This window comes from Nostoc sp. NMS2, from assembly GCF_017115105.1.
GTDB lineage: Bacteria > Cyanobacteriota > Cyanobacteriia > Cyanobacteriales > Nostocaceae > Nostoc.
Window position 1 is genome coordinate 79,344 of record NZ_JABXKH010000135.1, and the last position, 19,343, is coordinate 98,686.

A 19,343-nucleotide genomic window follows, 5' to 3' on the forward strand; every position below is an offset into this window, starting at 1 on the left:
TGAGACTTTAGACTCTAGACTTGGGCGTAGCGGCACTGGGTAAGTGTATTTTCATAAATAGCTTTATATATTCTTGCATTTTGTTTCATATTACTGCCAGCAAATTGTCCAAGTCTGTGAGCTATATGCAGTGATGAGGATGCTTTTAGACCATTATCTGACTCTGGCAGGATGCGCGATGTATTTTGGTCTTTAAGATTAATCCTTAAGAAATAGTTTAAAATTCCCATACTAGGGTAGCAAATGGCACTAAAACTGAAAGTATCAAATATTGCTTGTAAGGAATGTGCATAAATAATTACTGAATCCATCCCAATACTGCGTAGGTTTTGAGTCGATCCCCCCAACCCCCCTTTTTAAGGGGGGCTTTTAACCCTCTTTTACCCCCTTTTTAAGGGGGTCGCCGCAGGCGGGGGGATCTTAACCGAACCGTATTGGAATCCATCCATATTATGGAATCTGAAGCCAAGGTGGATGTCGATGTTAAGACTTAAACCTGTTTCAGTGGAATCCGCAGCTTCTAACGAGTAAATTAAACAGGTAATTGCTGCTGATTACATTGTTGAAGGTTATTGAGCCGATTCTCGCTTTTCGCACAAGTAGAGATTTTAATATCCCAGACTACGCTAACAAAATTTTTTATATTTATTCCGCCCTTTCTACAGGCGGAATTGAACTGATTTCCCCACATTAGGGGCAGGTTTTGACATCAAACTTTTTATTTAGCTTTGTTTTCGAGATTTATGATGTTGCAACCAATTAAAAAAAAGATGTGAATTAAGTAAAGAAACACAGATAAAGCGCGTAGGCAGAGACGTTTTATTTATCCTGCTAACATATTGTGAACCCAAGTTTCACGTCTTACTTAATTTGGGGATTTTTCACCAGATAAATTTGCTCTGTAATTATAGAGTTTGTTAGTGCTAAAAAGCTCTTGCCCATAGCAGGAGGGAGCTTTGCTGTCTATTTAGTTCGCATTTGTTTTGCAATTTTACTCTTACCTTAATACTTGATGAAAGCCTAATTTATAAATAAAAAGGCTGAAATTGCCTATGAAAAATAACATTTTTAATTCAACGATCAAATTTATATTTTGGTCGTTGAATTAAAAAACTTTATAATTTCTTTGTTTTTCTACCTAAAAAGAAATTTATTTGTCTAACGTGAGGGTTATTCCGAACTATTTATTTTGGTAATTTCATCAGTAAAACAACACTTAAGAAAGCACATGAATAGTTTTTATATGTCTCAATATTATTCAGTATTTTTACTGTTTGAAAAACATACTGTAAAGAAGACATTGGTTGTCAGAAGTGAATATTTCAGAAACGCTAGTAGTAAATATGAAGCCTTGAAAGGAGATAAAATTTGGAAACATATTGTAGATTCGGCGTAAAAAAAAATATATAACCAGAAATCTAACTCAGCCTAAAAGATGATATTTAGTATTAGGCAACATAGCAGTAAATTACTCAACTTAATTTCTTTAAAATTTAAATAGGATAAAAAATAAAGCAATGAATATTTCTATTCTGGTCTTTGGAAAAAATAATTTTATCGCCACACTTCCAGATCAGATCCGTTATGCAACGGCTTTTAGTGTAGAAGTTATAGACAATCTGAATCAAGCAGTATCGCGGATTAAAACAGCGCCCCCCGATATAATACTTGTGCAGGCTAGCTTAGATGGCAGTATGGAACTGTGCAATTGGTTGAAAGAGCAGACCAAACTATCCTGGATATATTGTATTTTATTCGAGGATCGTTCCCAGCAGCTTACTGATAGAAATAAGGGTTGGCACAGAGAATTAGAAATGAGTGCTGCGGCCCTAAAGCAAGGAGCCGATGCTTATATTTGGCATCTTATTGATGAAAAAACATACCATAATTTGGCAGAGTTGACTGCCAATCATGGATTAATACTTGCTCAATTGACTGTTGGCTTGCGAAAAGCACAAAAATATCGAGATTTGATTAGGACAAATGATATGTTATCAGCGATCGCCTTAGCCGATTCGTTGACAGAATTAAATAATCGTCGTGCTTTAGAATGGGACTTACCCAGGCAAATTCAAAGAGCTAGAACTCAACAAACTTCCTTGAGTTTGATTATTCTGGATGTAGATCATTTCAAGAAAGTTAACGATACCCACGGGCATTTAGTAGGCGATCGCATTTTGCAAGTATTATGTCAGCGTTTGCGACACAATCTGCGCTGTCAAGACACAGCATTCCGCTATGGTGGCGAAGAATTTGTGATTCTTCTGGCTAACACTACCGATGAAGAAGCACTATTAGTAGCCCGTCGTCTTAATCGCGTAGTTAGCGACGAACCATTTGCACTCAGTAATAAACTAACAATTAATATCACCATTAGTCTGGGCACAGCAAGTCTGCAAGCTGACGATGATCAACAAGGAGAGAGTCTTCTGAACCGTGCCGATCAATGTCTCCTACAGGCAAAAAATGCTGGGCGTAATCGGGTTATTCACTCAAACTACCTATCTCATGTTTCACATTTGAAAGCTGTTTCTTCATAATTTGTCATTTGTCATTTGTCATTTGTCATTTGTCATTTGTCATTAATTCTTCCCCTGCTCCCCCGGTTACTGAGCGTAGTCGAAGTATGCTCCCCCTACTCCCCCGGTTACTGAGCGTAGTCGAAGTATGCTCCCCCTGCCCCCATCTCCCCACTCCCTACTCCCCTCTTACTCCTAACTCAGCATGACAATCTTCAACCGAAGTGCGTTGTCGCATGGCATTAACTAAAGCTTCGTAACTAGACCAATTTTCTTGTAGTAGAGTTTTTGCTTGGAGGGCGTGAAACCGCAGTTTCTGTTGATAAACTGATTCAGAAAAGCCCAAAATTGTCAAGACTCCTATCAGCTTACTTTTATCATCAGAGCCACCCTCAGCATTATTAAAAACTAGGGTTTCAGCAGCAATACCCGCCATCCAAACAGTGCAGTAACGGTCTAGCATTTGGGCAGTGATTTTACCTACTTCTAATTGAGATGCTAATTCGCTATCATCAAAGCTAACGCCGCCTTGTCCAGGTTGTCCTAGTTTCCAGGCTTCCCAAGCACTGAGTGTGTAGCCAGTAACGGGAATACCCAGCAGGTAAGCAACCAAAAAATGCCCTGCTTCGTGGTGGACAATGCGATCGCGGTGTTCACTTGAAAAACCAGCAATCCAACCTAAAAAAATAGTACCACCCTTGCCTTGCAAGCTAAAACTATCTAAGGTAGCTATGCCTAAGATGGCGAAGGTTGCCAATGCCGGTACTGCTGGCGACAAATTCAAGAATGGCCCCAGCAGTACCGATAGAGTCATGAGAAAGATAGATATTGCAACTAAATTTAAGGTAGTCTGGCTCATTGAGAATTTTCTGAGTGCAGCTTAATCTTTCTTCATTATGAGGCGATCGCAGTATTTTTTATCGCCGCGACAACTGGAGTGTCGGACTGAATTTCAAAAATCTGTCTAATACCCAGTATTACGAAACGAGTGTGCGGCTTGTAGAAATCAATTAAACTGATTCAGAAAGTTGCTCATCTAGACGGCGAAACAAAAACACCCAAAGAGGTAGGGAACTGTTAATCGCAATGAGTCGTACTAAATGACCAGTTGTGACAATTTCAACATTATGATTCAATGCCAGGGAAACCAAAATCATTTCTGCCGATCCTCCTGGTGCTGTGACTAAGAGACAGGTTAACCAGTCCCAAGAGGTGAATTGCATCGCAAGTATAGCAGCGATCGCTCCAGCTATGAGAGTCATCGCCACAGACATCAAGGCATAGCCGACAGTCCGCTTCTGAAAGTTGGGTTTTTCTCCCCAATACTCACCAATGGTAATTCCCAGGAGCATTTGGCCCAATAAGTTTATTATTGGCGGTGGACTAAAACTAATATCACCCACAAAAGGGAGCCAATGTAGCAAAGGATTAAACCCGATACCAATCAACAATGCACCAAAGAAATCGCCTGCGGGAATTTTAAATAATATAGCTGGATAAATTACTAATGCAGTGATTAGAAGTACTAACAAGAGTAATTCTAGTTGAGATGGATCGAGATTGAGCCAAGCACCGTTGATTGGGAGTGTTTGCGGATAGTAATTACCAGCTGATGTCCTAGCGATGAAGGGGATCAAAACAACTACTGAAGTGACGCGAATCGCCTGAACTAGGGCAACTAAGCTGACATTTTTATTGTAATCGGCAGCGATCGCTGCCATAATTCCGACACCACCCGGAACTGTAGCCAGCATTGCTGTCAATAGGTTGGTTTTGCTGAGTCGGGCATAAATATAACCAATACAGCTTCCACTCAGCAGCAGAAACAAGGTCAGAAAAATAAATATGGGAATCCCAGAAGCAACACTAGCTAGATTACCGTGGGTATTGGAAGCGCCGACAGTTAAGCCTACAAGTGCCATTCCCACTTTTCTAGCAGTGCGGTTAGGTTGGGGAGAATATTCATAAAAAATTCGACACCCTTGAAGAACTACTGTACCAGCAGCAATCCCGCCAAATATCCAGGCAATCCTACCAATTTGGAACTTGGCGAGGAGTAAACCCAGAGGTAATGCTAGAAGCATTTCCAAGACAAGGACAATTAGTTGCTTCGTAAATAGCTGTTGTTTGGTAACAACAGGATTTTCATGAGTGTGTTCTTCTAGGCTGGGAGCAACACTTATGCTTTGATTCATCAATAACAAGCTTTTTTATTAATTTAACGCTTCGCGCAAGTCCCCATCTTCAAGGTACTCCTAAGAGGTTGTTTGAAAAGTGGTTGGCTGTATCTTTGCACTTATTGATCCCCCCTAACCCCCCTTAAAAAGCTACGGTGTACACATCTCTCTACAAAACCAAAATGTTGTAGATCCTCCTAAATCCACGCCACTTGCTTCACTTGGGGAGACCCCAAGACCGCAGTGGCTCCCCTTAAAAAGGGGGACTTTGAGAGGTTTTTGCCCCCCTTTTTAAGGGGGGTTGGGGGGATCAAAAGGCTATGGAGCAACTTTCCAAAACTTGTGTGTACACCGTAGCTTCAAAAGGGGGAAACCGGAGTCAAAGTCCTGTTGTTTAAAAATCAAATAGGAATCCCATATGAACTGAATGCTATATTTACTAACTTTTGGTATTATTTATTACTGACAACCTCTAGACCTGTCCTAGCTATTGATTTAATATCAACACCCTGATCGTTTAGTAGCACTACTATAGTGGTATTTTGATTGGGCAGATATGCCAGCAATGTTGTGAAGCCATAAGCTATACCACTATGGCCAATTGCTGTTTCCAAAGGAGATGAGAACCGTTCTACACCTAACCCATAACTATAGCTTTCGCCATTATTTTTAAATTTCAGCATTTCTTTCATCATCTTAGAGGAAAGTAAGCTTTTTTTGACAAATAACGCTTTAGCAAACTTGGCTAAATCTTCTGCTGTTGAAACCAATCCACCATCACCTAAACCGTTGCCATCATTGATTTGGGCGTAGGTATCTAGCTTACCATCCTTATTGCGATCGCCATAACCTGTAGCGACTTCTCCAATTATCGGTTCGCGCAATTCCGTGAAGGTATGTTTTAATCCTAATGGTTTTAAAATCTGACTGCGGATTGCTTGTGCGAGAGTTTCCCTAGTTATATTTTCAACGATCAGTTCTAAAAGAATGTAGTTGCAATCAGTATAAATAAATTTTTCTCCAGGATTTGCCTGTGGTTGTTCTTGGTACATATACTGAATAGCTTCTCTGGCTGTCCAAGGCTGTGAGCGACTTCTTTTTGCAGTAGCTTGAATAAACTCTTTTGTATCTAAGTATTCAGCAACACCACTGGTGTGGTTGAGCAGTTGACGAACTGTAATTTGGTCGCTGTTGATAATATGAGGAGTGATGTCTCTTGGTAGGTAGGTTGCGATCACTCGATCTAATTTTATCTTCCCTTGCTCCACTAATTTCAGCACAACCACCGCCATAAAAGTTTTACTCATACTGGCAATGGAAAAGCCATCTGTGGGTTTCATCCGAGTTTTAGTTGACAAGTTATTGACACCAGATGCTCCCAGCCAAGAACCTTTAGGTGTAGAAATATACATTACTGCACCAGGGATTTTTTCTTCTGCAACTATCTCATTTAAAAGTGTCTGTAGCTGAGAACTTTTTCCAACGGTGGAGGTAGATATGACTTGTTTAGCAAAAGATTTTTCAATTACTCTCTGACTAATGTTATTACTTACTAGATATCCTGCAAAACCAAGGGAAATCACAAAGACTATTGCAAATAAAATTTTTCTTAAAACCAAAAATTTTAGGTTCATTTTACTTCCTAAATAGAAACCTACCCGATTTAGATCAACGAGAATAAAAAAGACATCTGATAAGTAAATTGGCGCGAAAAAACCCAACTATGTTACGAAACATAGGCTTAAAGCCCTTACTAATGACCAATGACAAATGACAGCCCTCACCAGTTAGCTTTAATTGCGCCGACCTACTTATACAAATAGCATTGCTCTATTTCCAGATTAGTATCAAAATTTCAATTTACCAACTCTCATAAATATGACAATGCCAACTAAAAGCAAAACTAAAGCCACTGTTTGGGTAGTGGAAAAAGGTAAAGTACGACCTCGTTTAGATCATCTCACTACTGAGGAACCTTTAGAAATTCGTCTTGTTCCTTTCCAGAAGACGGTAGCTGTGACAATGCGGACACCAGGGGCAGATTTTGAACTAGCAGCTGGTTTCCTCTACAGTGAAGGAGTCGTTAGCCGCAGAGAAGATATCCGACGGATAAGCTACTGCGTTGATGAATTAGTAGATGGTGAGCAACGCCATAATATTGTAAATGTAGAATTGCGGGATGGGTTGATTCCAGATTTACAGCCTTTGGAGCGTCATTTTTATACCAGTAGCGCCTGTGGGGTGTGTGGTAAAGCTAGCCTTGAGGCTTTGCGTCTGCGGGGATGTCCAGTGATTCCTTCTGGCCCGACAGTAACACCTGAGATCGTATACAGCCTACCTGATAAGCTCCGGGCTGCTCAAGGTATCTTCACAGCTACAGGAGGTTTGCACGCTGCGGCTCTCTTCGATACTCAAGGTAATTTGTTAAACCTGTGGGAGGATGTTGGAAGACACAATGCTTTGGATAAATTGATTGGTACAGCTTTTCTCAGTGACGAATTGCCTTTAAATAATTGTATTGTTCTGGTAAGCGGACGCTCTAGTTTTGAGATTTTGCAAAAGTCTACAACTGCTGGAGTTCCCATTGTTTGTTCTGTTTCCGCTCCCAGTAGTTTAGCGGTATCTGTAGCCAAGGAATTTGGGATTACCTTAATTGGATTTCTGCGTGGAGAACGGTTCAATATTTACACTGGTTTGCAAAGAATTAACGCTGTATAAGAACACGGATTTAATCATAATTTATTTTTTATAGCCATTTTTAGGTATTTGCTGTACTTCCCCAGCACTGTATGGATTTGAGACAATTTTCCTTCAAAAATGTTTAAGTCCCGTTAGCTAAAGGCATAACGCACCCTATAAAACAATACGGTTCAGTTAAGGCTAATAACTAAAACTGGCGTAGGTTAGGTTGAGGAACGAAACCCGACATTATCAAGGCTTTGTTGGGTTTCGCTGTCGCTCCACCCAACCTACTATTCTTCTTAACTATATAAAATAGAAAAAATATACAGGGGTTTTCAATCCTGAATTTTAGCTGTCTTGAGCCAAGATATTGAACCGTTAATTGCTATGAATAGCAGAATAACATAAAGAAAAGCAATAAATTTAACTTCTTTAACATAATATAATCCAATGCCAATTACATCAACGATGATCCAGTAATACCAGCTTTCAATCCTTTTTTGCACCATAAGCCACATAGCAGTAAAGCTCATGATTGTTGTAAGTGCATCTAAGTAAGGAAAAGAAGCTTTCTCTAGAAATATTGCAGGGAGTAACAGGTGAATTTGACTCATCAAAGCTCCCGTTGCAAACGAAATTGCTATTGTGATTGCTGCAATCAAAACAATTTTACGCGGTGGACTATATCGAATCTGCAAAACCTTACCAGAATTAGGTATACTCCATCGCCACCAGCCATATACACTAACAACTAAATAGTAGATTTGTTCTAACATATCCGAATACAAACGGATTTGATAAAAAAGCGCCATATATAGCAATACACTTACTATTCCAACAGGCCAAGTCAGAATTTTCCTTTGAGAAATTAGCCACGCCGACCATAAATAAAAGACCGTTCCCAAGAGTTCTATGTAGCTCATAGGATATCCTATAATATTGAAGGCTATAGTATTTACACTCCAAAATTCCAGCATATTTATACACTTTATAAAATAATTTTATTGAAAAATAGCTCTCCCAGGTTGGTATATTTCTGGTAACAGGACAATACTTTTTTAACAATATTAATACGTGTATTGAGTTCGCCAGATAAGCGAAAAAATGGAATTTTTCTCACAATTAAATCGCTTTCAATTTGTTTTTGAAATATGGTACGGTTTGCTTCTCCAGAACGATCCCAGGTATCATCGTAGGGTATGTCTTTATCGCAAAGAAACACTAAATCATAGCGCGACATGGCTTGATGGGCAAGTTCTGCTAACTCTAGGGCAACAGTTTTGTGGTAATACAACGAGAATTGATAGGTTGTCAATGCATTGGTATCTGTAAATAAGTACTGGTTTGCTTGCAATAATAAGGCTTCTTCACGTTCTAAATGCCCTTTGGCAATTTCCACAAGTTGCGAGAGCGAAAGTCGTCTGTTAATTTGATTTTTTTCCCAATACTCGCGCCCGTACTCCGGCATCCATACAGTGTTGTACTCTTTAGCTAATTGTGATGCAATGGTGGTTTTACCAGTTGAAGGAGCGCCCAAAAAAACAATGTTAGCGATCAAATCGCGGTATACATCAGGATGTAAATACTTCCGAAATGCGTAAGTGTCTCTTCTAACTTGCGTTCCTGAAATAGGAAGAGTTTGGCGATCGCAATCCACAAGTCGATTAACTGCTCCTAGTGCCTGACTTACGTGTTCACCGTAAAATTCACTACAGTAAAAGTGGGTAATTTTTTTTGATTCCAGTTGTTTCAGGATGTAATCTTCGTGCTTTTTCTTTATCTCAGGAGTGTCCCCAATCTCGATTGGGCCATCCCAAGCTTCAATAACCTGGATTTGGGGATAAATTTTCCGCAGCCAGTTAGCTCTAACGGTTAGAGGAATAGCAGTCACCTCTGGACACTCATAAATCATCACAAACACTTCATCCATCTCTGCTAAAGCAGTTTCAATCACTAATTGATGTCCTTTGTGGAGAGGTGCGTATTTGCCTAGCGTGAGTCCGCATTTACCAGCCATAATTTTGACTTCCCTTAGCTTTATATTTGAATAACACTAATGTCTGTTTAAAACCTTGCAAACTGCATGATAGCAATCAGGAAAAGGCGTAGCCTCTCTTGTTGCGGCAGAGGTATTATTTTTCAGACAAATTTTTTAATATACGGAATGACTCAAGTATGGTTACACTACCGACATAGTAATCACTGGTGGTGGAATACCGAGCGATGTATAAAAATGTTAAAAAATTTACTGCTATTTTTCTGTTGGTTTTTCTGTTGATTGTTTCTATCAACTTTGCAGTAATTGCTCAAAATAGTTCAGATGGCCCTTCTGTAAATTTTGCATCACCTCAGATATGTTCAGTGCCTCCTGGTCTGAAAACTCAACAAGTCATTGCCGACAATGGTCGTAATCAAGTTAAGATGGGCGATCGCATCAGGGTAAGAGTTGAAGGATTATCAGCAGCCACCAAAAATACAACGGCTAATGTCAGCAATTCATTTGATCCTCGACAATTAGTGTTGTACCTGGATGGCTATGAACTAGAGGATGTTCACGGAGAACCAGTCATCGTCATGGTTCCGGGTAAAGATCAGCAGAAAATTGTTGATGATAATTGGTTAGCTTTTCGGCTTGAGCGTACCGACTCGTCTCAAGCTGCATGGAATACGCTTCTTGGTCAGGCAAATAGATACAGTATTAATGTAATAGCGGGGGTAGGCTGTCCTAGAAAACTGGCGATTCCGGTGAGCAATCCTCTATCACCTCCTCAATTAAAAATAGTTCTGTTATCGTGGCGATTTTGGCTGTGTCTGCTTTTAGTGCTGGCTATTGTATTAATATTCATCAGGTATTGCCGAAGCACTCTTCGTAGCCCTGGAATAGAAGGAGTTTACTCTAAAAAAGAGGTGATTGGTGGGCAAGAACTGTTGATTCCAGAAAAGGCGGAACTTGAAAAAGAAAATCGAAAAAGCCGAATTGCTCAATTTTTTCTTGGTAGAAAAAAACTAAACAAAAACCCGTTCAGTCTATCGATATCTCAACTTGCTTTTTGGACATTTCTAATTTTTGGTTCTTACCTGATTATCTATGGCATAACAGGGGATTATACCAATATTTTGACCCAACAATCACTAATATTATTGGGAATCAATTCTATAACTGTGTTTGGTACTTCCTTAATTGATGGGCAAGGGAATGAGAGAAATAGAAAAGGTAGTCAACGCGTTTCTGAAGGTTTTTTCTATGATATATTGTCGGATATTAATGGAGTCAACTTTCACCGCTTCCAAACATTTATTTGGACAGTTGCTATTGGACTATTCTTTGTTTGGGAGGTCATTAAAAATCTGGCAATGCCGGAATTTGATGAAACACTTTTGACACTACAAGGAATCAGTGCTGCAACATATCTTGGACTGAGAGGGCAAGAGCAGCATGGTATGACAAAAGAGCCGGAATCTACAACCATAGAAGATAATTCATCTGAACAACCGCTTCCACCAGCACAAGATAATCCACCGGAGAGCGATTCATCGATTCCTGCTAGCTAAATTCTAGAGTCATTTGGTGCATTACAAGGTTGGATTTTTAGCTGCGATCGCTCAAATAGGTGTTACTGAATAACAGCTACTAAATACTACAAATTAGGGCGATCGCACTTACTCAAGACCATATATAAAGCAATACTGTTTAGTAATATATTTTAGTAAAAGCAATAATTTAAAATATTGCGCCGTGTGCAACTTTCTTTCAAACCTAACCCCCGACCCCTTCCCTGCAAGGGAAGGGGAGCAAGAATCAAAGCCTCTCTCGTTTCGGGAGAGGTTTGGAAGTGGGGTTCTAAGAATAAGTTGCACATCGCGTAATATTAGGATCAGCTAAATTTGCAATCATACTTTGTATGGTAGTTTTGCACGCATTTTCAGATTTCATCGACTGCGATTTTGCTGTCAGCGATTTATCTCCAAGTTATTGGTACGAAGGGCATTGTCTTGAAACTGGCGTAGGCGTAGCCCGCACTTCGACTTCGCTCAGTGACCGTCGTAGACATCGCTTAAGATTACCCCGCACCTCAATGTCCGAAGCGATCGCTCATGGACTAATGCAACAACTTGCAAAGAATGACTGTTATTCTCATGAAGGCAAGATGTATGGAATACTGTTGGTTGAACTGCCTAATGGCGAACAACGGGTACTGAAAGCCTTTTCGGGTCTTTTGAATGGTTGTAGTGTGGTTGAAGGTTGGATTCCACCAATTCCAGGACGAGACGAAGTTGCTTTCGAGGAAGCCCGCACTTTGTCTGAGTTGGACGCGATTAAGCAGGAAATTATTACCTTGAAGCAACTGCCTGAACGCCAGCAATACCAAACCTTATCTGATGAATTTGAGCGACAATTGCAAGCAATGAGCGATCGCCATCGTCATTGCAAACACCAACGACAGGAAAAACGTCAACAAATCTGCAATACACTCCATCCAGAAGCACTCACTATTGCCCTTGAACAACTCGACGAAGAAAGTCGTCAGCAAGGAATTGAGCGACGACAACTTAAACGCCAGCAAAATGCAGTATTACAGCCTCTTCGACAGTTAATTGCAGCAACGGATGCGCTAATTAGCGAACTGAAACAACAGCGTAAAGCGTTATCTCGTCAATTACAAGCTCAGATGCACGCTAGCTACAGCCTGACTAATTTTTCCGGGCGATCGCTATCATTACAGCAATTGATGCCAGAAGGTTCGCCCACTGGCACTGGAGACTGTTGTGCCCCAAAGTTACTGCATTATGCGGCAACACATAATTTAAAACCACTGGCAATGGCAGAGTTTTGGTGGGGTGCATCTTCAGTAAATCAGGATAAAATTCCGGGAGAATTTTATGGCGCGTGTGCCGAACGATGTCAGCCATTGATGGGGTTTTTGCTCTCAGGCTTAAGACCTAACCCCCCAGCCCCCTTCCCTGCGAGGGAAGGGGGAGTAAGAAGCCCCTCCCCTATTAGCGGAGGGGTTTGGGGAGAGGTCACTTTACCGATTATTTATGAAGATGAATGGTTGATTGCGGTAAATAAACCTGCTGGGTTACTTTCGGTACCTGGTCGTTATCGCGATCGCCAAGATAGTGTTTTGAGTCGCTTACGTCATCTGTTACCGGATGGCATGGCGCTTGCATCTGTGCATCGCCTAGATCAAGAAACTTCTGGGATTTTGTTGTTAGCACGTGATCGCCAAACCCATCGGCAACTCAGCCAGCAGTTTCAGCAGCGCCAGGTTCACAAGGTTTATGAAGCCATACTTTCCGGCGTTGCGATCGCTGAACAAGGTGTAATTGACTTGCCATTGTGGGGAGATCCTGAAAATCGCCCTTATCAAAAAGTTGATTGGCAACACGGTAAACCCAGCTTGACAAACTTCCAGGTAATAGCGAGAGAACAAGATTACACCCGCTTAGAATTTACCCCGCTAACAGGACGCACCCATCAATTGAGGGTTCATGCGGCTGATGTCCGAGGACTTGGGATAACTATTTTAGGCGATCGCCTTTATGGATGCGATGCAGTTACTAGTCGCTTACATCTACACGCCAGAGAACTTCGCTTCGAGCATCCACAATTAGAAAAACCCTTACATTTGCAAGCAATTACCCCCTTTTGACCGAAGAGGCAGGGGAGCAGTGGGAAGGGGGACAAGGGGGAATTATTGAAGAAGTCTCTCCCTTGTCTCCCCCCTCTTCCTTATCTCCCTTGTCTCCCTGCCCCCTGCCCCTTTTCCTCTTGTTGACAGAATCCCAAAGAATCAAAGTGTAGCCTAAGAGCTAACCTATTGCTTTTTCAATTTGTATGTGATAATTTTTGCTTGTAGTTAATTCAACGGTTATTCGACCGACTTACCGTACTTAAGGAAGCCAATATCACAGCTAAAAGACTTCCCGATAAAAATATCTAACTAATTCTTGTGAGATTACCTCACAAGATTGGATGATTTATTCCTTGAAAATCCCTAGTGAGCGATAAGAACGAGAGTTCTGGAGTTTACTTTTAGACTCTCATTCTTATCTTTTCTTTAATCAAAGGAGTAATAAAAAAGTTGTTGAATCAATTTAAAAAGTTCTTATTTTTATTGCTACAACGCTCAGTCAAGTCCCTTAATGCCTTATTGGTTGCTAATTCTTGGCTAGGTTTAGTGATTTCTGGCTGCGCTCCAAGTAACTCTGCAAATAGTAATTTACTCAGAACTTGGAATGGGCTAAACGCCCCGCTATCCATGTACAGAACTATTTTGCCCAATGTAGTTTTTAAAGATATGCACTATGCCAATTGAATTTATTGGAATGATTGGAACGCGACAAATATCTGAGTTAGATGGGCCGAGAGTTGCAATCACGGGCGGTTCCATAGATCCTGTTTATGTTCGCAAGTTTGCTCAGGCACATGAAGATGGTGGCTTTGATCGCGTGTTGGTTGGTTATGGTTCAACTGGCCCCGATAGCTTAACTGTGGCATCGTTTGCGGCGGTTACAACAGAACGGTTGAAGTTTTTAATCGCTCATCGCCCTGGTTTCGTGGCTCCTACGCTCTTTGCACGCAAGACAGCAACTTTGGATCATTTTACTAATGGTCGCATTGCCGTACACATTATTACAGGTGGCAGCGATGCTGAACAACAACGCGATGGTGATTGGCTCGACCATGATACTCGCTATCGCCGTACAGATGAATACCTTGACATTGTGCGCCGAATATGGATAAGTGATACTCCCTTCGATTATGAGGGCGAATTCTACCGGGTGAAAGACGCTTATTCAGATGTGAAGCCTCTGCAACAGCCCCATATACCTGTGTACTTTGGGGGTGCTTCTGGTGCAGCAGTACCTGTGGGTGCAAAGCACAGTGATGTGTACGCTATGTGGGGAGAACCTATTGCAGCAATTAAAGAACGGATACGTGAAGTAAAAGCTGTAACACCACCGGGGCGATCGCCACGGTTCAGTGTATCTTTGCGGCCAATCTTGGGTGATACTGAAGCGAAGGCTTGGGAACGAGCGCATTCAATTCTTTCCCGTGTTAAAGAAATTCGGGCGGCAAAAACAGAAAATCCACTACCCTTAACTCGCTACTTGAATTCAGCACGTCCGCAAGCAGTGGGTTCCAGTCGTTTATTACAGTTTGCCCAAGAAAGCGAAATTTTCGATAAGCGCTTGTGGACTCCAATTGCTGCTGCTACTGGTGCTTATGGTAATACTACCGCCCTTGTTGGTACGCCGGAGCAAGTAGCAGAGTCCCTTGTGGATTACTATGATGCGGGAGTGACGACTCTATTGATTCGGGGATTTGATCCATTAGAAGATGCGATCGCTTACGGTCGTGATGTGATTCCCCTAGTCCGGGCAGAAGTGCAACGGCGGGAGCGACAAGCAGCTGTCATTGCTTAGTACAGTTTTGCTTAATATCTTACCCCACAAGATAGATAATTTATTTCTTGTCAGTCCCTAATTTAACTACTCCGCATTCTTCGTCTGAAATATTTGAAGACTGCTGTAAATAATTTGATTATTTCAAAATTGCATGACTAAAGTATTCATTCTCGATGCCAACCAACAACCGTTGTATCCAGTACGCATCAGCCATGCTAGGCTGCTATTGTCACAAGGTAAAGCTACTGTATTCCAGCGATATCCTTTTACTATCATTCTGAAGGAGTCTCTATCTCGTCTAAAACTTGAGCAACAGGGCTTCAAGATTCACCCTAGCATTAAAATAATTCGTAATTCGTAATACTTCGACTTCGCTCAGTACAAGTTCGTAATTCGTAATTTAATTCTGAATTACGAATTAACGCGATGTGCAACTTAGGATTGAAACCCCGCTTCCATTCCTCTCCCCCACTCCTGAGAGGCTTTGATTCTTACTCCCCTTCCCTTGCAGGGAAGGGGTTGGGGGTTAGGTTTGAGAGAAAGTTGCACACGGCGTGAATTACAAATTAGTTAATCTTAGTCGCCTGCCAAAGGGAGGAATTAATTATAGATGACGAACCACACTATCTTGGAACCATTGCCAGAAGACCAATGGTTTATTGAGAGCCAGGAATTACGATCCTTTGTAGCAACAGTGCGGGAAATTAGCGAGATCGCTGCTGACGATCGCGCACAAACTCTTGTTAGATTAGAACCCTATTTTCAAGAACTGCTTGCCCAACAGGAATGGCTACCTGAAAAATTTGCCCAAATTAATCCTGAAAGTAAGATGGGCGGTGGTATAGGTCAGTGGCTACTTTATCGCGCTAAAGACCGTTCTCTGTCAGTCTTCAGCTTGGTGATTCCGCCAGGTTCCACGACTCCCGTCCACGACCATTTGGCCTGGGGATTGATTGGTTTATACAAAGGTAATCAAGAAGAAACAGTCTATCGCCGTGTAGATAACGGCGATGCTGAAGGACGCGCACAATTACAAGTAACTGAAGTGCGTAGGCTTCAACCAGGCGATATCTACCGCCTGTTACCCCCAGATGATGATATCCACGCCGTCAAAACTACATCCCAGAGCGCATCTGTATCTATTCATATTCTGGGTAATGATACTGGCTGCATTTTGCGTCACCAGTTCATCCCAGAATCTCATAGCGTCAAATCCTTTCGCTCTGGATATTCCAACGCTCCCTGCAAAGAGGAAGAGGAAAAAGAACATGCCCAGGTACGATAGACCACAACCCCCTATATTCGAGCGAGTTGAAGACGAGCGCCTGCACCGCAAGCAACGCCTAGCCGCAGCCTTTCGCCTATTTGGTAAGTTTGGTTTCAGCGAGGGAATCGCAGGCCATATTACGGCTCGCGATCCAGAATTTACAGACCATTTCTGGGTCAATCCACTAGGAACATACTTCGGTCATATCCGAGTTTCTGACCTGCTCTTAGTTAACACAGAAGGTGAGGTGGTTAAAGGCGATGCTGAAGTAAATCGAGCGGCTTTCGCCATCCATTCTCAAATTCATGAAGTTCGACCTGATGTGATCGCGGCGGCTCACGCCCATTCAATTTATGGCAAAGCCTGGTCTAGTTTAGGTCGTCTCCTTGACCCCTTGACACAAGATTCATGTGCTTTTTACGAAGATCATGCCCTGTTTGACGATTTCACAGGTGTGGTTTTAGAAACTTCTGAAGGTCAACGACTGGCGCAAACCTTGGGGCCAAAGAAAGCCATAATTCTCCGTAACCACAGCATTTTAACTGTGGGAAATACGGTAGATGAAGCAGCCTTTTGGTACATTAGTTTAGAGCGATCGTGCCAAGCCCAACTACTGGCAGAAGCTGCGGGTAGACCAACTACTATCAAACACGAAACAGCCCGTTTAACACAAACTCAAGTGGGGTCACGGACAAGTGGGTGGTTCGGTTTCCAGCCCCTTTACGACAGGATTGTCCGTGAAGAACCTGATTTTCTGAATTAGTAATATATTTTTTGATACTAGGATAATGAACTTACGCATTGACAGGAAAGACCAAGTATAGATGATTTGAAAAACCAGATCCGCCGCAATCCGGTTCGGATAAGGTTTTTTGATGAAAGTTATAGATCGCAAAGACGCGATAAATCGCCGTCTCTTCCCTTAACCGAACCGTATGTATTGAGATCCTCTGTAGGGGCAATTCATTAATTGACCCTACCGCATTTAGTTTTGCGTAATTCCTATTATGTCAAATTTCCCTGAATTTATTGATATACTCCGGTAACTCTATAGGTTTATAGTATCCATATAGCTCAGAGAAATCATTTTGATGATTAACCTAATCTTTCGCCGTTTCATTGCCAAGTGGATATGGTTGATAAAAATCAGGAATATCCCATTTAATAGCCAGCACAAATTATTCTTTTCTTCTCCTTTGCCAATTGCGGGGGCTTTTGTTACGGGGCTGTGTCTGAGTGTGCTATTTGCTGCCTGTTCATCGACACCTACCCCTAATCCTAGCGCCACATCTCAGGGCAATTCTGCTTCCAGTAAAGCAACAGTAGTCAGATTTGGCTATCAGAAACAGAATATTTTGCTGAAAACCAAAGGTGTTTTAGAAAAGCGTTTGGTACCCGAAGGTATAACTGTACAGTGGACTGAATTTCAAGCGGGGCCACAACTACTAGAAGCCATGAATGTGGGTAGTATTGACATCGGTGCAGTAGGAGAATCACCGCCAATATTTGCTCAAGCAGCAGGAGCATCACTAACTTACGTTCTTGGTATTGCTGTTAGTCCTGCTAGTTCAGCAATTCTTGTTCCCCAAAATTCCTCGATTCAAAAAGTTACTGACCTAAAAGGCAAAAAAGTTGCTTTTCAAAAAGGGTCTAGTGCCCACTTATTATTAGTCCAAGCTTTAGAAAAAGCCGGATTAAAATATACTGACATTGAACCTAAATATTTGGCTCCAGCTGATGCCCGTGCTGCATTTGTCAAGGGTAGTGTAGATGCATGGGTAATTTGGGACCCCTTCTATGCAGCAGCTCAACAGGCAACTCAAGCCAGAGTCCTGATTGATGGTACAGGAATTAATAAACAGGGAGGATATTATTTGATGACACGCAAATTTGTCACTGAAAATTCCCCAACTGTGAAGGCAATAGTGGAGGAAATTAAAAATGTAGAAGAATGGTCTAAACAGAATCGAAAAGAAGTAGCAAAAACTCTTGCACCTGTGTTAGGAATTGATTTAGAAACTATGACTAAAGCAATTAATAGACGGACATTTGGGATTGTACCAGTTGACGACAATCTGATAAATCTACAACAAGGTGTTGCGGATACATATTATAAATTGAAGTTAATTCCCAAGGAGGTAAATGTGAAGGATGCAGTGTTGACAAAAGAAGAATATGCGGCATTTTCACCAAAAACTTAAACTACAGTAGAATTCAGAAGTCAGAATTCAAAATGGGCTACGCTAACAGGAGTAAAACACTCTTTATAGCTGGGTAACAGACTTAGCTTGTGTACCTCACCTACTTGAAATCTGCTGTATTACAATGAGTTGACTGTAGGGAGATACATCTGTACATCCCTACAAATGGGATTGATGTTAGTAATAAAACAACTGACAATTTTTGAATTTTGAATCTTGGAGTTGATTATGACTAATCCTACAGAACTACTGCGATCGCGCTACGGTGAAATTCCCTTTAATCCCGAAATTGAATGGAATGATTCTCTGACTGCACTATTATCTCACCGTTCCATCCGGTCTTATCTATCTGATCCTTTACCAGAGGGAACTCTGGAGTTGTTAATTGCAGCCGCCCAATCTGCATCTACTTCCTCTAATTTGCAAACCTGGAGTGTGGTAGCAGTTGAAGATCAACAGCGCAAAGAGGAGTTATCTAAGTTAGCGGGGAACCAAGCACATATTAAGCAGGTTCCTTTATTTTTGGTTTGGTTAGCAGACTTAGCGCGTCTGAGTTACGTTGCTGACAGTCGCGGCATATCTCATGATGCGCTGGAATACTTGGAAATGTTTGTGACGGCAACAATCGATGCAACTTTGGCGGCACAAAATGCAGCAGTTGCAGCCGAGTCACTCGGTTTAGGAACAGTGTATATCGGTGGAATCAGGAACCGCCCGCAAGAGGTAGCAGAGATATTGAATTTGCCCTCCTCTGTGTATGCTGTATTTGGGCTGTGTGTGGGCTATCCAAATCCAGAGGTAGAAGCAGCGATTAAGCCAAGGTTGCCACAATCAGCTGTGCTGCACCGCGAAACTTATAAATTAGCAGAGCAAGAAGAAGCGATCGCTCATTACAACGACATCATCAAAGAATTCTATACTGAACAAAAGATGAATGTCCCTGGTGATTGGTCAGAACACTCAGCGCAACGCATCGCAACCGTAGAATCACTGAGAGGACGCGATCGCTTGCGTGAAGTTCTCAATCACCTTGGCTTCAAGTTACTGTAAACAACAAAAATCAAGATTATGGATTTGCAACTCT

At 41.6% G+C, this 19,343-nt stretch carries 16 protein-coding genes; 10 read left to right on the forward strand and 6 right to left on the reverse strand.

Going from position 1 to position 19,343, the window contains the following annotated elements; translation table 11 throughout:
• Positions 1-14 precede the first annotated feature (14 nt).
• Positions 15-311, reverse strand: a complete 297-nt coding sequence (locus HWQ36_RS23965; protein WP_292707200.1) for a hypothetical protein — start codon at positions 309-311, stop codon at positions 15-17.
• 1,206 nt (positions 312-1,517) lie between these two features.
• Between HWQ36_RS23965 and HWQ36_RS23970 the strand changes: the two genes are divergently transcribed.
• The gene (locus HWQ36_RS23970; protein ID WP_292707203.1) at positions 1,518-2,540 is read left to right on the forward strand and encodes a diguanylate cyclase; all 1,023 of its coding nucleotides are present in this window, start codon (positions 1,518-1,520) and stop codon (positions 2,538-2,540) included.
• Between the two features lie 157 nt (positions 2,541-2,697).
• On the opposite strand, the gene HWQ36_RS23975 is transcribed toward HWQ36_RS23970, so the two are convergent.
• The 3 genes from HWQ36_RS23975 to HWQ36_RS23985 form a co-directional block, all read right to left on the reverse strand.
• A complete protein-coding gene (locus HWQ36_RS23975; protein WP_292707206.1) occupies positions 2,698-3,378 on the reverse strand; it encodes an ATP-dependent Zn protease in 681 nt (226 codons plus the stop codon).
• A gap of 151 nt (positions 3,379-3,529) precedes the next feature.
• Positions 3,530-4,714: an AbrB family transcriptional regulator gene (locus HWQ36_RS23980; protein WP_292707209.1), complete on the reverse strand. Its 1,185-nt coding sequence runs from the start codon at positions 4,712-4,714 to the stop codon at positions 3,530-3,532.
• A gap of 434 nt (positions 4,715-5,148) precedes the next feature.
• Positions 5,149-6,330: a serine hydrolase domain-containing protein gene (locus HWQ36_RS23985; RefSeq protein ID WP_292707212.1), complete on the reverse strand. Its 1,182-nt coding sequence runs from the start codon at positions 6,328-6,330 to the stop codon at positions 5,149-5,151.
• A gap of 244 nt (positions 6,331-6,574) precedes the next feature.
• Between HWQ36_RS23985 and fdhD the strand changes: the two genes are divergently transcribed.
• Positions 6,575-7,414: a formate dehydrogenase accessory sulfurtransferase FdhD gene (gene fdhD / locus HWQ36_RS23990; RefSeq protein WP_292707216.1), complete on the forward strand. Its 840-nt coding sequence runs from the start codon at positions 6,575-6,577 to the stop codon at positions 7,412-7,414.
• A 299-nt stretch (positions 7,415-7,713) separates the two neighbouring features.
• On the opposite strand, the gene pnuC is transcribed toward fdhD, so the two are convergent.
• Positions 7,714-8,301 (reverse strand): nicotinamide riboside transporter PnuC, encoded by a 588-nt coding sequence (gene pnuC, locus HWQ36_RS23995; protein ID WP_292707219.1) that lies wholly within the window; start codon positions 8,299-8,301, stop codon positions 7,714-7,716.
• Between the two features lie 65 nt (positions 8,302-8,366).
• Entirely contained in the window at positions 8,367-9,395 is a 1,029-nt protein-coding gene (locus HWQ36_RS24000) for an AAA family ATPase (protein WP_292707222.1), read from the reverse strand.
• A 206-nt stretch (positions 9,396-9,601) separates the two neighbouring features.
• Here HWQ36_RS24000 and HWQ36_RS24005 point away from each other — a divergent pair, with 206 nt between their 5' ends.
• The 8 genes from HWQ36_RS24005 (at position 9,602) to HWQ36_RS24040 (ending at position 19,309) form a co-directional block, all read left to right on the forward strand.
• Positions 9,602-10,930, forward strand: coding sequence for a hypothetical protein (locus tag HWQ36_RS24005; protein WP_292707225.1), 1,329 nt, complete (start codon positions 9,602-9,604; stop codon positions 10,928-10,930).
• A gap of 350 nt (positions 10,931-11,280) precedes the next feature.
• A complete protein-coding gene (locus tag HWQ36_RS24010) occupies positions 11,281-13,032 on the forward strand; it encodes an RluA family pseudouridine synthase (RefSeq protein WP_292707228.1) in 1,752 nt (583 codons plus the stop codon).
• Between the two features lie 655 nt (positions 13,033-13,687).
• The gene (locus HWQ36_RS24015; RefSeq protein WP_292707231.1) at positions 13,688-14,809 is read left to right on the forward strand and encodes an LLM class flavin-dependent oxidoreductase; all 1,122 of its coding nucleotides are present in this window, start codon (positions 13,688-13,690) and stop codon (positions 14,807-14,809) included.
• Positions 14,810-14,942: 133 nt separating this feature from the next.
• A complete protein-coding gene (locus HWQ36_RS24020) occupies positions 14,943-15,152 on the forward strand; it encodes an RRXRR domain-containing protein (protein ID WP_292707234.1) in 210 nt (69 codons plus the stop codon).
• 249 nt (positions 15,153-15,401) lie between these two features.
• Positions 15,402-16,076 carry a cysteine dioxygenase family protein gene (locus HWQ36_RS24025; RefSeq protein ID WP_292707237.1) on the forward strand — a complete coding sequence of 225 codons (675 nt, stop codon included), beginning with the start codon at positions 15,402-15,404 and terminating at the stop codon, positions 16,074-16,076.
• Positions 16,060-16,821, forward strand: a complete 762-nt coding sequence (locus HWQ36_RS24030) for a class II aldolase/adducin family protein (RefSeq protein ID WP_292707240.1) — start codon at positions 16,060-16,062, stop codon at positions 16,819-16,821. Before HWQ36_RS24025 ends, HWQ36_RS24030 begins: the two co-directional genes overlap by 17 nt.
• Positions 16,822-17,149: 328 nt before the next feature.
• On the forward strand, positions 17,150-18,259 hold the full coding sequence (locus HWQ36_RS24035) for a sulfonate ABC transporter substrate-binding protein (RefSeq protein WP_292707242.1): 1,110 nt from the start codon (positions 17,150-17,152) through the stop codon (positions 18,257-18,259).
• A 228-nt stretch (positions 18,260-18,487) separates the two neighbouring features.
• Positions 18,488-19,309: an NADPH-dependent oxidoreductase gene (locus tag HWQ36_RS24040; protein WP_292707245.1), complete on the forward strand. Its 822-nt coding sequence runs from the start codon at positions 18,488-18,490 to the stop codon at positions 19,307-19,309.
• The last annotated feature ends 34 nt before the right edge of the window (positions 19,310-19,343 follow it).